The organism is Nonomuraea sp. NPDC052129, assembly GCF_040680095.1.
Classification (GTDB): Bacteria; Actinomycetota; Actinomycetes; order Streptosporangiales; family Streptosporangiaceae; genus Nonomuraea.
The window spans coordinates 276,467-289,412 of sequence record NZ_JBFAVX010000011.1; the positions used below are offsets into that span (position 1 = coordinate 276,467).

Sequence of the window (12,946 nt, forward strand, 5' to 3'; positions counted from 1 at the left end):
CTCCGTTATGAGGCCGATGTTAGTCATCATTAACGTAACCGTCTACCATGTGAGACGTGACGACGACGCGGAGCCGGGGCAGCCGGCGCCTTGAGATCCTCGGCGCGGCCGCGAACCTGTTCGCCGCGCGCGGCTTCCACGGCGTCTCGATCGAGGACATCGGCGGCGCCGTCGGCGTCTCTGGCCCGGCGCTCTACCGCCACTTCAGCGGCAAGGAGGCGCTGCTCGCCGAGATGCTGCTGGGCATCAGCTCGCGGCTGCGCGAGTCGGCCGCCGCGGCGGTCACCTCGCCCGGCGGGCCCGAGGAGACGCTCGACGCGCTCCTGAACGTGCAGATCACCTTCGCGCTCGAACAGCCCGCGCTGATCACCGTGCACGACAGGGAGCTGGGTAACGTGCCCGAGCCGGAGCGGCGGCAGATCAGGCGGCTGCAGCGGCTGTACGTCGAGGAATGGGTCACCGTGCTGGCCGAACTGCACCCGTCGTGCCCGCCCCCGCGCCTGCGGGCCGCCACGCACGCCGTCTTCGGGCTGCTCAACTCCACGCCGCACAGCGCGGGCGAACTGCCCGCGCGCGCCATGCGCCTCCTCCTGCACGCGATGGCGCGGGCAGCCATCGCAGCCTCGGTTAACGCTCACTAACACAGCGCCACAACACCCAAAAATGGGGCTATTCATGCCAACTATCTAGATATATCGTCACGCTATCTCGATAGTTGGAGGCGTGATGCGTGATCCACACCTGTGGGAAGGGCCGCCCGGCGCCCCACCGCCACCGCACCCCCCGCTCCCCCCTGGTCCGCCGGTCTTTCCGGGCGGTGGGCCGGGAATGGGAGGTGCGCCGGGGATGGGTGGCATGCCGCCGATGGGCTGGGAGGGCGGCGCTCCGCGCGTACGGCGGGGAGACGTCAAGGCCGCGCTGCTGAGCCTGCTCGCCGAAGGGCCGAAGAACGGCTACCAGATGATCCAGGACATAGAGGAGCGCAGCCGCGGAGTGTGGCGGCCCAGTCCCGGCTCGGTCTATCCGGCGCTCCAGCAGTTGGAGGACGAGAGCCTGGTCACCGGCGACGACACCGGCGGCTCCCGGCTCTACAGCCTGACCGAGCAGGGCCGTGAGCGGGCCGTACGCCACCTCGACGGCGAGCCGCCCTGGGACGAGGTGGCGCGCTCCGTGCCCGAGGACCGGCACGAGCTGCGGCTGCTGTGGGCGCAGCTCAACGAGGCGTTCAGCCACCTGGCGCGGACGGCCAATGACCAGCAGGTCGCCCGGGCCAAGAAGCTGCTCAGGCAGACGCGCAAGTCCGTTTTCCAGATCCTCGCGGAGGACTGAGCGATGACAGACGCGGCGGTGGCCGTACACAGCCTGAGGAAGGACTACGGGAAGATCGAGGCCGTCAAGGGCGTCGACTTCGACGTGGCCCCCGGCGAGGTCTTCGGCTTCCTCGGCCCGAACGGAGCCGGGAAGACCACCACGATCAGCATGCTCTGCACGCTCGTCAACCCGACCGGCGGCAGCGCGACGGTCGCCGGGTACGACGTGGTGCGCCAGCGCGACGAGGTACGCCGGAACATCGGCCTGGTCTTCCAGGACCCGACACTCGACGGCTACCTGAGCGCCGAGCAGAACCTGCGCTTCCACGCCGAGCTGTACGGCGTGCCGAAGAGCGTCGTCGGCGACCGGATCCGGCAGGTCATGGAGATGGTCGCGCTCTGGGACCGCAAGGACGCCAAGGTCATGACGTTCTCCGGCGGCATGAAGCGGCGGCTGGAGATCGCCCGCGGGCTCCTGCACTCACCGCGGGTGCTGTTCCTGGACGAGCCCACGGTCGGCCTCGACCCGCAGACCCGCTCGGCCATCTGGGGCTACATCAACCAGCTCCGGCGCCTGGAGGACATCACCATCTTCATGACCACCCACTACATGGACGAGGCCGAGTACTGCGACCGGATCGCGATCATCGACCACGGCGAGGTGGTCGTCATCGACTCGCCGGAGGCGCTGAAGGCCAGCGTCGGCAAGGACCGGGTACAGATCCACACCGGCGACGACGACGCCGCGATCCGGGCGCTGCGCGAGGAGTTCGGCCTGGAGGCGGCCGTGCACGAGGGCGCGGTGACGTTCGCCGTGGCGTCGGGCGAGGAGTTCGTGCCCCGGCTGTTCGCCGAACTGGGCATGCCGATCAGGTCGGTGAGCGTCTCACGACCCTCACTCGACGACGTGTTCATGAACTACACGGGTTCCACTATCCGCGACGCCGAGGAAGGCGCCGAGTCGGGCGGCCGGACGTGGATGAGAGCGATGGCGAGGCGGTAGTCATGGCCTGGATCAACGCGATGGCGCGGATGAACGCGAGGGCGGGGCGGTAGACATGGCGACAGAGGCGATCGGCGTCCGGGTGCCGGTGCAAGGCACCGGGCACGACCTCCGGGCGGTCAAGGTGGTGCTGCACCGGGAGCTGCTGCGGTTCGTCAACGACCGCACCCGCATGCTGTCGATGCTGCTGCAGCCGGTGCTGTGGTTGTTCGTGATGGGCACCGGGCTCGGCTCACTGGTGCGCGGCGCCATCCCGGGCATCGACTACCGCACCTTCATGTATCCCGGCATGATCTCGATGACCGTGATCATGACCGGCATGTTCTCGGCCGGGTCCATCGTGTGGGACCGCGAGTTCGGCTTCCTGCGCGAGATGCTCGTCGCGCCGGTCTCACGCGGGGCGATCGTGGTCGGCAAGTGCCTGGGAGGGGCGGTGGTGGCCACCGGGCAGGGCGTCATCATCCTGGCGATGGCCGGGCTGGTCGGCGTACCGTACTCGCCGGCCCTGATCGTGACGATGCTGGCGGAGATGTTCCTCGCGGCGTTCACGATCACGGCGTTCGGGGTGATGCTGGCGGCCCGGATGCGGAACATGCAGACGTTCTTCGGGCTCATGCAGATGGCGATCATGCCGATGCTGTTCCTGTCGGGGGCCATGTTCCCGCTGGCCAACCTGCCGTCGTGGCTGCACCTGCTGACGGTGATCAACCCGATGACGTACGCGGTGGACCCGATGCGGCACGCGGTGTTCTCCCACCTCGACGTGCCCGCGCAGGTGAACGCGGTGCTCAATCCCGGGGTCCGGTGGTTCGACTTCCAGGTGCCGGTGGGGGTGGAGCTGGGGGTCGTGGCCCTGCTGGGGGCCGTTCTGCTTGGGGTTGGGATCGCGCAGTTCAGGCGGGCGGAGTAGGTCGCACAGGTTTTCGCATCTGCCTGCGACGCTCCGGTCACGGAGGGTAACTTCTCCGATGCAAGCGCAATCCCCCCTTCAAAGGAGCGCCAGAGTTGGACTTGCACGCGGCAGTGATTGAGCTCGAGGGCCGGGTCTCCGTACTCGAGAGACATACAGTTAGCGGTGTGCCTGACATGACGGTCGCCGAACGGTTCAACACCCACCATGAGCGCGCAGACGCCATGGGCAAGAACATCCTCGACAAGATCGACAAGCGGACCAAAGAGCTCAACCAGAAGATCGACAGCCGGGCGAACCAGCTCGACGAGAAGATCTACACGCTCAATAGCGACACATTGGATGGCTTCGACCGGGTCAACCAAGACATCGCAAAGGTCAATCATCGCCTCGATCAGCAGAACACCAGGCTCGACAACCTCGAGTTGTCCATGGCCCGTCGGTTCGAGGCCGTCGACAAGGACATAGCCGAACTCAAGACCGATGTCAGTGAGCTCAAGACGGGAGTCGGTGAGCTCAAGACGGGAGTCGGTGAGCTCAAGACCGGAGTCGGTGAGCTCAAGACCGATGTCAGTGAGCTCAAGACCGGGTTCGGTGAGCTCAAGTCGATGCTCATCAGCCTCGGCGCGAAGGCCCCCGAGTCGTAGCACCGACAGATGAGGCCCGGGGCAACCGCGTCCCCGGGCCTCAACCCTGCCGTTCCGAACCGGTTACCGCTTCACGCGGACATAGTCACTACGGCTGCCATCTCCGTAGAAATCGTCGTCCCCGCCGAACACGAACTTCCACGAGCCCGACTTCCACGCCTTGACCCGGACATACAGCTTGCCGCTGTCACCGGACCGCGTGGTCTTCACGTACTGCCACTTGTGCGAGCCGACCGGCTTGAAGTACAGCGCGACCTTGCCCGCGTACCCCTCCCAGGATCCGCTGTCGTCGATCTGCAGCACGCCCCTGGCCTTCAGGTACCTGCCGCGCTTGACCGGCTCCGGGTAGGCGTTGAACTTGATCACCCGGCTGGCCGACTTGTCGGCCGTCGGCGGGGTGGGCTCGACGACCTTGACCCAGGCGGCGTCGGAGACCGAGCCCTTGACGCCTCTGGTCCCCTCGAACGCGGCCCGCCACCAGCCCGAGGACTGCGCGGTCGCGGTGGCCCAGAAGCGGCCGTCGCGGTTCGTCACGTCGCTGGTGACGTACTCCCAGCGGCGTGAGCCGTCCTGCCTGAAGTAGATCGAGACCCGCTGGCCGGACAGGGCCTGCCAGCGCTCGACCTGCAGGGAGCCGGTGAAGTTCAGCCGGGCGCCCTTGTCGGCGGGCGCGGGGGTGGCGTCGAAGCCGACGATCCTGCTGTCGGAATTGTGCCTGATCCGGACGTCGACCCGGTCGCTGTCGCTGACCGATGCCCTGGCTTCCTTGTTCCCGCCGAACTCGGCCCGCCACCAGCCGGTGGCATCGGCGCGCACCCTGGTGCTGAACCAGCCGTCGCGGCCGCTCGTGACCGTGGCGACCCGGCGGTAGGCGTCGGCACTCCGCTCACGGAAAGTAATCGCCACGACCCCGGTGTATCCCTTGCCGTCGGCCAGGAGTCGGCCGGAGACCTTGATCATGTCGCCGCGGTGCACCTGGCCGGGGCTGGCGCCGAAGTCCACGATCTTGGTGACGAGGGCCTTCTGGACGTCGAAGGTGCCGCTGGCGGACTTGTCGCCGTCACCGTGGGCGATGGCGAGGAAGCTCCACTTTCCGGCGTCCTTCGCCTCGAAGCTCTTCGTACCGGTCCACTTCGTCCACACGCCGAACGGCGCCGACTTGAGGTCGATGGGCGTGCCGACGCTCAGGCCGGGCGGCTTGAGCTGGAGTTCGGCCTTTCCGGCGTCCTTGGTGGTGAACGTGAACGTCACCGTGACCGGCTTGTCGAAGACCACGGCCGGGGAGCCCGGACTGAGGTCCACATTGGAGATGGCGGGGGCCTTGGCCGCGGCCGACGCCGATGGTGCCAGGGCGAGAAGCCCGGCGGCCGTCGCGAGCGCGACGGCGGCGACACGGATGCGTTGTAACATGCGGGTTCCTTTCTGGATCCCCTGGTGCTCAACGCGGCATTGAGGGTGCCACGCTTGTCTTTCCCAGTAGACATTCAGGTTGGCCAGAAAGTTGCGGAATCTGACAACTTGTTATAGATCAGGGTCAATCGGACCGGTCCACAACATGTCACTCCCGACGGGCAGACGAACCCGGGATCGGGGCGACATAATCGCCTTGTGGCGCGCGACACTGTTGAGACTCATTTCACCCAAGCCATTGCGACGCTGAAGGGGGGCGCGGCCCGTGATCCCGGGCGGCCTGTCCGCGAGGGCGCGTCGCTGACCGGTGAGCAGTGCCGCACCCTCTTCCAGCGCCAGCTCGACAGCCGCCTGCTCGACATCGCGGCCCGCTGGCTGCGCGCGCAGGAGCAGTCCTTCTACACGATCGGCTCGGCCGGGCACGAGGGCAACGCGGCGGTCGCCGCCGCGCTGCGGCCCGGCGATCCCGCGCTGCTGCACTACCGCTCCGGCGCCTTCTACCTGACCAGGTCCGAGCAGGCCGGACGGCTGCCCGAGCAGGGCATCCGCGACGTGCTCATGGGGCTGGCCGCCGCGGCCGACGAGCCGATCGCGGGCGGCCGGCACAAGGTGTTCGGCCATCCCGACCTGGCGATCATCCCGCAGACCTCGACGATCGCCAGCCACCTGCCGCGCGCGGTGGGCGTCGCCTTCGCCATCGAGCGGGGCCGCGCGCTGGGCGTCCCCACGCCGTGGGCGGACGACGCGATCACCGTGTGCAGCTTCGGCGACGCCTCGGTCAACCACGCCACGGCGCTGACCGGGTTCAACACCGCTGCCTACGCCACGCACCAGGGGCAGGCGCTGCCGATCCTGTTCGTGTGCGAGGACAACGGCATCGGCATCAGCGTCCGCACGCCCAAGGGCTGGGTGGCGGCGAGCGCGCGGCGTCCCGGCATCGAATACTTCGCCGCCGACGGCTGTGACCTGGCCGACGCCTACGACACGGCCGTCCGGGCGGTCCAGCACGTACGCGCCAACCGCTCCCCCGCGTTCCTGCACCTGAGCACGGTCCGGCTCATGGGCCACGCCGGGTCCGACGTCGAGTCCGCCTACCGCACCCAGCGGGAGATCCGCGCCGACATGGAGCGCGACCCGCTCCTGGCCACCGCCCGGCTGCTGGTCGAGGCGGGGCTGGTCACGCCCGACGAGTTGCTCATGCAGTACGAGTCGTCGCGCGAGCACGTACTGCGGATCGCTCTGGAGACCACCCGCAGCCCGCGCCTCGGCTCGGCCAAGGAGATCATGGAGCCGCTCGCGCCGCGCCGGCCCGAGATGATCGCCAGGATCAGCCCCGTGGCGGCCGAGGCGTCGGTCAGAGAACGCGCCTTCGCCGGCTCCCTGCCCGAGGCCGAGAAGCAACTGACGCTCTCCCAGGCCATCAACCGCACGCTGACCGACGCGCTCGCCGTCTACCCGGAGATGATGGTCTTTGGCGAGGACGTCGCCAAGAAGGGCGGCGTCTACGGCGTCACCCGGGGGCTGCAGAAGCGCTTCGGCGGCGGGCGGGTGTTCGACACGCACCTCGACGAGCAGTCCATCCTGGGGCTCGCGCTCGGGTCGGGGGTGTCGAAGCTGCTGCCCGTGCCGGAGATCCAGTATCTGGCGTACCTGCACAACGCGCTCGACCAGCTCAGGGGCGAGGCGTCGACGCTGTCGTTCTTCTCGCAGGGCGCCTATCTCAATCCGCTGGTGGTGCGGGTGGCGAGCTACGCCTACCAGAAGGGGTTCGGCGGCCACTTCCACAACGACAACGCGGTCGGGGCCCTGCGCGACATCCCCGGCCTGGTCATCGCCTCGCCGTCGCGGCCCGACGACGCGGCGGCCATGCTGCGTACCTGTCTGGCGGCGGCCCGCACGGAGGGTTCCGTGTGCGTGTTCCTGGAGCCGATCGCGCTCTATCACACGCGCGACCTGTTCGAGGAGGGTGACGCGGGCTGGCTGGCGCCCTACGCGCCGCCCTCGCGCTGGCCGGAGACGCACGTCCCGATCGGGCGGGCGCGGTCCTATGGCGACGGGCGTGACCTCACGATCGTCACGTTCGGCAACGGGCTGCGGATGAGCCTGCGCGCCGCCGTACGCCTCACGCAGGAGGGCTTCGGCTGCCGGGTGCTGGACCTGCGCTGGCTGGCGCCGCTGCCGGTGGAGGACTTGGTGCGGGCGGCGGAGCTGACCGGCAAGGTGCTGATCGCCGACGAGACCCGCCACACGGGCGGGGTGTCGGAGGGGATCGTGGCCGAGCTGATGGACGCGGGGTTCTCCGGGCAGGTGGGGCGGGTGACGTCGGCGGACAGCTTCATCCCGCTGGGCGAGGCGGCCGCTCACGTGCTGATGTCCGAGGAGGAGATCGAGCAGGCGGCACGGAAGCTGCTGGGCTGACCTCTAGTTTCAGTACGGCGAAGCGCCGCCGAACATCTCCCCCACCCGGGAGGCCAGCGTCACGTCGCCCGTTATCTGGAGGCGGCCCGACATCAGCAGTGCGGCCGGGTTCGCCGTGCCCGCGACGATGCGGAGCAGGTCGGCGGCCGGGAGGGTGAGCGTGATGGACGGGGCGCGGGCCGGGCCGGGAAAGGCGCGGGCCCGGGGGCCTCGAATGGCGATGGTCCAGGTGGCGCGGGGTTGGAGACGGAATTCGAGGGCGCCCTGGAAGCCGAAGGCCTTGTCCGGTCTGAAGGACCGGGCCATGAGGGCGAACAGGAGCCGCTGACGGCCGGGGCTCAGCCAGCGGGCCAGGTCCTCGTCGGAGCGGCCCGCGACGAAGCGGGACAGAAGGTGCTGGCCCGTGAGGCGGGCTCGCTTGCGGGCCGCGGCCAGGACGTCCGCCGGGGTGGGCGGCGGGCGGTGGGTGACGCGGGACAACTCCGCGTCCTCGTCGATCACGTACGGCTGGGAGAGCGTCCTGGCCGGAGAACGCCTGGACAGGGCGGCTTCGATGGCCGGAGCGAGCCGGGCGGACTTGGCGCGCTCGCGCTCTTCGCGCCCTTCGGTGAATGCGGGCAGAACCTTTTTCCCGAACAATTCAAGGCTTTCGCAAATGTGCTCATGGCGATTCGGACCGGCCTGGAGTACGAAGATCATTTGGTCCACGCCCGCCACCTCGTAGCGGCTAATGAGGTCGATGAGTTGCTGCGGACTCCCCAATGCGCCCGCGAGCGGATCCCTCCCCTGCGCCCCCACCTTTGGCTGATCTTTCGTGAAATTTCCCCAAATGCTGCTGTGGCCGGGAGTGTGTTTCGACGGCCCGTAATAGTGCGCCAGTGCATAGGCGAAGAAGGCCGCCCCCTGGGCGCCCCGGTGCCGAGCCTCGGCGGGATCCTCGTGGCACATCATCGGCAGCACGACCGCCAGGTTGGCGTTGACCGCGAACCCGGCCGGCACGCACTCCGCCGACTCCAGCAGCTGGTAGTAGTCGCGCGACCACTTCCCCGCGTCCTCCGGATGCACGAACGCGAACGACAGCGCCCCGATCCCGTTCCGCGCCGCCAGATGGATCGTCTCGCGCCGCGAGCAGGCCACCCACAGGGGCGGGTGCGGCTTCTGCACGGTCTTCGGGATCACGTTGCGCGGCGGCATCCGCAGGTACGGCGAGTGCCACCCGCCGAAGGGCTCCTCGACGAACATCCGAGTGATCGCGTCCAACGAGTCCTGCCACATGGCCCGCTTCCGCTCCCGATCCACCCCGAACCCGCCCAGCTCGGCCGCCGAACTGGCCTCCCCGGTGCCGAAGTCGACCCGGCCACCCGAGACGAGGTCGAGCGTGGCGACGCGTTCGGCGACCCTGGCAGGGTGGTTGACCGGCGGCGGCACCTGCACGATGCCGTGGCCGAGCCGGATGTTCCTGGTGCGCTGGGAGGCGGCGGCGAGGAACACCTCCGGGGCGGACGAGTGTGAGTACTCCTCCAGATAGTGGTGCTCGACCTCCCACACATAGTCGAACCCGACCCGGTCGGCGATCTCGACCTGCTCCAGCGCGTCGGCGTACAGGCGCTGCTCGCTGTCCGGCTCCCAGGGGCGGGGCAGCTGATGCTCGTAGAAGATTCCGAACCGCACCTCAAGCCTCCTACCTGGCCTTTTAGCTGACCGTCTCCCGAACTGGATGTGCCGTCAATAGCGTGGAGCTCACCTGGCCCACATCAGACCTCGGCAGGAGTTCATACGGCAGCGTGAATACTCGCCCTGAGCGGGCGTGAAAGCGATCGGGCGGATCGGGGGATAAGAGATATCCGCTGATCGTTCGAAGGGTGGCACATGACGGGGCAAGCATCGTGAAGGGGCGACCGTGGTGACGGCACTGTCCTGGATCTCCGGCCATGCCGCCCAGGGCTCGGTAGACCGGGGGAAGAACATGCCGGGGTCCCTCGACCGGGACGAGGCCGTGCCCGGGTCGCTCGTGGACGCCGAGGTGTTCGGGGCGGTGTTCGACGCCTGTTTCAGTGACATCCACGGCTATGTCGCCCAGCGCCTCGGCGCGGACCATGCCGAGGACGTCGTCTCCGACACGTTCCTCATCGCGTTCAGGAAGCGCGCGCAGTACGACCCGGCGCGCGCGACCGTGCGGGCCTGGCTGTTCGGCATCGCGACGAAGCTCATCGGCAAGCATCGCCGCCTGGAGGCGCGGACGCTGCGCGCGCTGGGACGGTACGGCCCCGACCGCGACGCGCCGGGACACGAGGACCGGGTGACCGCGCGGGTCAGCGCCCAGAGCCTGCAGCCGAACCTGGCCTCCGCCCTGGCGGCGCTGGATCAGCGCGATCGCGATGTCATCCTGCTCGTCGCACTGGCCGGGCTGAGCCATGAGGAGATCGCCACGGCGCTCGGCATCCCGTACGGCACGGTCGGCTCCCGGCTGAGCCGGGCCAGGAAGAAGCTGCGCGGCTCCCTGGGCGACACCAATCCGCTGCTCGCCCCCGAGGAGGCCGACCATGGATGAGCTGTCGTCGATCCGCGAGCTGTACGGCGAGCCGCCGGCCGACCCGGCGCTCAAGGCCAGGGTCCGCGAGCGACTGGACGCCGAGCGCTCCTCGCGTACGTCGTGGCTCTCCTGGAGAGGGGTCGTGGGCAGCCTCGCCGCGGCGGCGGTCGCCGTGACGGCCGTGGTGGCGCTCGCTTCGCCCCGTACGTCCGACTCAGTGGTCTCCGGGCGGTCGATCCTGCTGGCCGCGGCGACCACGGCGGCGTCGGGTCCCGCCGACAAGGGGACGTATTGGCACATCGAGAAGCTCCACGACGGCACGAAGGTCACCGACCTCTGGGCGACCCACGACGGGAGGGCGTGGAGGGGTGAGCGGGTGACGGGCCGGCCCGCGAAGGTCGTCGTGGTCTTGGGACGGGCGCCGTTCAGCATGGCGGGGAAGGATCTGACGGTCGAGCAGATCCAGCGGCTGCCGTCCGACCCGGCCGCGCTGAAGGAGTGGGTGATCGGGATGCTGCCCGCCGGGTCCGGCGACGATGTCCTGGCGGACGCGCTCAGCGGGCTGCTGTGGAGCAAGCCGTCGCCACCTGCTGTCCGGGCGGCGGCCTACCGGCTGCTCGGCGACCTGCCGAATGTCCGCTACCTGGGCCGGAAGACGGATCAGCGGGGGCGTACCGGTGACGCGTTCACCTTCAGCCTGGCCGGCGATCCGCCGGTCCAGCGGACGCTGATCATCGATGTGACCAGTTCGCAGGTGCTGGCCAGCTCCAACACCACGGGGGCGGGCGGCCCGCAGACGTCCGAAGTGGTCCTGGTCGCCGGTTGGACCGACAAGGGTCCCGCGGAATCAGCGAATACACGTCCATAACCCCATAAGTCGGGGCACATCCGTGCCCTGACCTCACCGCCGCGCGGATCACGCCGCACGCGGATCTGCCACTCGGCCCCGCGCCGCCGCGCCCGGTTTTCGCGCGCCGCGCCCTCCCCCGCACGTGAAGCTCGCGCGTCGCCGTTCGCGCCGCGCGTGGGTTTCGCGCGCCCGAAATCAGGAGTCACCACGTGTTCTGGCGTGCCCGTACAACGCCCGGCCGGGCCATCTGCCTGGCCCACCAGTTCCCCAAGATCAAGGTGCCGGAGGTGATGGCCGGGCGGGTGACCTTTGTCGGCCTGCCCCCGGTGGACCTCGGCCAGGACATCGACTGGCGGCTGAACCCGCACGGCAACCGCTCCTGGGCGCTGAACCTGCACACCCTGCGCTGGATGGGCCGCCTGGTCGCCGAGTACGAGCGTTCGGGCAAGCAGGCCTACCTCGACCGGGCCGAGATCCTGGCCGACGACTGGATCCACAAGAACCCGCGCGACCACGCGGACATCAGCCCCTGGGCCTGGGCCGAGCACGCCGTCGCGCTGCGCGCCCCCGTGCTGGTGTGCCTGAGCGCCCACGTCGACAGCCGCCGCCTGCTGGACAGCCTCGCCGAGCACGGCGAGATCCTGTCCGACCCGGCGCTGTACCGTCAGGGCCACAACCACGGCCTGGACCAGGACATCGCGCTGCTGGTGGTGGGCTGCCGCCTGGGCCGGAACGAGTGGCGTGACCTGGCGATCCGCCGGATGCTCGCCTCGGCCGAACTCGCCATCGACGAGCAGGGCGTCCTGCACGAGCAGGCGCCGAGGTACGGGCTGTACGTGCACCGGCGGCTCGGGGTGGCGCTACGGGCGATCGAGGAGAGCGGGTCCGAGATCCCGAACCGGCTGGCGGCGCGCCGGACCGCCCTCGAAGCGTACGTGGCCCATGCCACGCAGCCCGACGGCTTCCTGGCGCCCCTCGGGGACAGCCCGGCGGACACGCGGGCGGCCGGGTTCGTGCACGACGGGGCGACAGTGCGGGTCTTCGACGGCGGGTACGTCTTCGGCCGGACCGCATGGGACGATCCGGGCTCGGCGTTCTACTCGATCAGGTTCGGGCCGGGGCGGCGGCTGCACGGGCACGAGGACCATCTGGGCCTCACCTATTACGCGCAGGGCCGCCCAGTGCTGGTCGAGGCCGGTTTCCACTCCTACGAGAAGACGGCCTACGTGGAGTGGACCAAGTCGCCCGACGCGCACAACGTGCCCTCCGTGGTGGGTGCGGGCTTCCGAGCGGGTACGGCCACACGCCTGGACGCGTCCGACATCGGCCCGTCGCGGCAGTCGTACCGGCTCAGCGACAAGGCGTATGGCGTGCGCCGTACGCGCGAGGTCTTGGTCAGCCACGGACCGGATCTGATGGCCGTACTGGACTCGGTGCCGGAGGGGCACGCGGTGCGCGACCTGTGGCATTTCGACCCGTCGCTGCGGCTGATCGGCCAGCGCGACGGCGTCGTGGTGCTGGGCGACGACGCCCGCCGCGTGACGCTCCTGCAGCTCACGACCGACGGCAGGCCGGTGGGCGGTCAGACGGTACGGCCGGGCACGGTTTCACCGGGGTACCTCCGGACGGCGGAGACCGTGACGGTGACGTCCCCGGAGGCGTCCCGGCTGCTCACCGTGATCGTGCCGGGCACCGAGGACCCGGCGGTCTCGGCTGAGGGCCACCTGATCACGGTGCGTACGCCCGGCGGCCCGGTCACCTTCGGCGGGTCGACACTGTGCCCACTGCGGTGATCAGGCGATCGGTTGCCACTGTTGAAGAGCGACCTGCGCCGCCTCCTGAACGTTGTGCATGCGCTCACCATA

General features: G+C 69.4%; 11 protein-coding genes. 9 read left to right on the forward strand and 2 right to left on the reverse strand.

Going from position 1 to position 12,946, the window contains the following annotated elements; all coding sequences use genetic code 11:
* Window positions 1-56 precede the first annotated feature (56 nt).
* From AB0L53_RS25510 to AB0L53_RS25530, 5 genes are all read left to right on the forward strand, one after another.
* Window positions 57-641 carry a TetR/AcrR family transcriptional regulator gene (locus AB0L53_RS25510; protein ID WP_225289634.1) on the forward strand — a complete coding sequence of 195 codons (585 nt, stop codon included), beginning with the start codon at window positions 57-59 and terminating at the stop codon, window positions 639-641.
* 205 nt (window positions 642-846) lie between these two features.
* Window positions 847-1,329, forward strand: a complete 483-nt coding sequence (locus AB0L53_RS25515) for a PadR family transcriptional regulator (RefSeq protein WP_363998396.1) — start codon at window positions 847-849, stop codon at window positions 1,327-1,329.
* Between the two features lie 3 nt (window positions 1,330-1,332).
* Window positions 1,333-2,313, forward strand: coding sequence for an ATP-binding cassette domain-containing protein (locus tag AB0L53_RS25520; RefSeq protein ID WP_363998399.1), 981 nt, complete (start codon window positions 1,333-1,335; stop codon window positions 2,311-2,313).
* A gap of 55 nt (window positions 2,314-2,368) precedes the next feature.
* A complete protein-coding gene (locus AB0L53_RS25525; protein WP_363998402.1) occupies window positions 2,369-3,223 on the forward strand; it encodes an ABC transporter permease in 855 nt (284 codons plus the stop codon).
* A gap of 176 nt (window positions 3,224-3,399) precedes the next feature.
* A complete protein-coding gene (locus tag AB0L53_RS25530) occupies window positions 3,400-3,870 on the forward strand; it encodes a hypothetical protein (protein ID WP_363998532.1) in 471 nt (156 codons plus the stop codon).
* 63 nt (window positions 3,871-3,933) lie between these two features.
* Here the strand turns inward: AB0L53_RS25530 and AB0L53_RS25535 are convergent, their stop codons facing one another.
* Window positions 3,934-5,280 carry a hypothetical protein gene (locus AB0L53_RS25535; RefSeq protein WP_363998405.1) on the reverse strand — a complete coding sequence of 449 codons (1,347 nt, stop codon included), beginning with the start codon at window positions 5,278-5,280 and terminating at the stop codon, window positions 3,934-3,936.
* A 198-nt stretch (window positions 5,281-5,478) separates the two neighbouring features.
* On the opposite strand from AB0L53_RS25535, the gene AB0L53_RS25540 reads away from it, so the two are divergent.
* Window positions 5,479-7,698 carry a thiamine pyrophosphate-dependent enzyme gene (locus tag AB0L53_RS25540; protein ID WP_363998408.1) on the forward strand — a complete coding sequence of 740 codons (2,220 nt, stop codon included), beginning with the start codon at window positions 5,479-5,481 and terminating at the stop codon, window positions 7,696-7,698.
* Between the two features lie 9 nt (window positions 7,699-7,707).
* Here AB0L53_RS25540 and AB0L53_RS25545 read toward each other — a convergent pair whose 3' ends face one another.
* Window positions 7,708-9,369 (reverse strand): LLM class flavin-dependent oxidoreductase, encoded by a 1,662-nt coding sequence (locus AB0L53_RS25545; RefSeq protein ID WP_363998411.1) that lies wholly within the window; start codon window positions 9,367-9,369, stop codon window positions 7,708-7,710.
* Between the two features lie 229 nt (window positions 9,370-9,598).
* Between AB0L53_RS25545 and AB0L53_RS25550 the strand changes: the two genes are divergently transcribed.
* The 3 genes from AB0L53_RS25550 to AB0L53_RS25560 all read left to right on the forward strand — a co-directional run bounded on the left by AB0L53_RS25550 (window position 9,599) and on the right by AB0L53_RS25560 (window position 12,874).
* Window positions 9,599-10,249 carry an RNA polymerase sigma factor gene (locus AB0L53_RS25550; protein ID WP_363998414.1) on the forward strand — a complete coding sequence of 217 codons (651 nt, stop codon included), beginning with the start codon at window positions 9,599-9,601 and terminating at the stop codon, window positions 10,247-10,249.
* Window positions 10,242-11,099 carry a hypothetical protein gene (locus AB0L53_RS25555; RefSeq protein ID WP_363998417.1) on the forward strand — a complete coding sequence of 286 codons (858 nt, stop codon included), beginning with the start codon at window positions 10,242-10,244 and terminating at the stop codon, window positions 11,097-11,099. The genes AB0L53_RS25550 and AB0L53_RS25555 overlap by 8 nt, the downstream gene beginning before the upstream one ends.
* A 191-nt stretch (window positions 11,100-11,290) precedes the next feature.
* Window positions 11,291-12,874, forward strand: coding sequence for a heparinase II/III family protein (locus AB0L53_RS25560; protein ID WP_363998420.1), 1,584 nt, complete (start codon window positions 11,291-11,293; stop codon window positions 12,872-12,874).
* The last annotated feature ends 72 nt before the right edge of the window (window positions 12,875-12,946 follow it).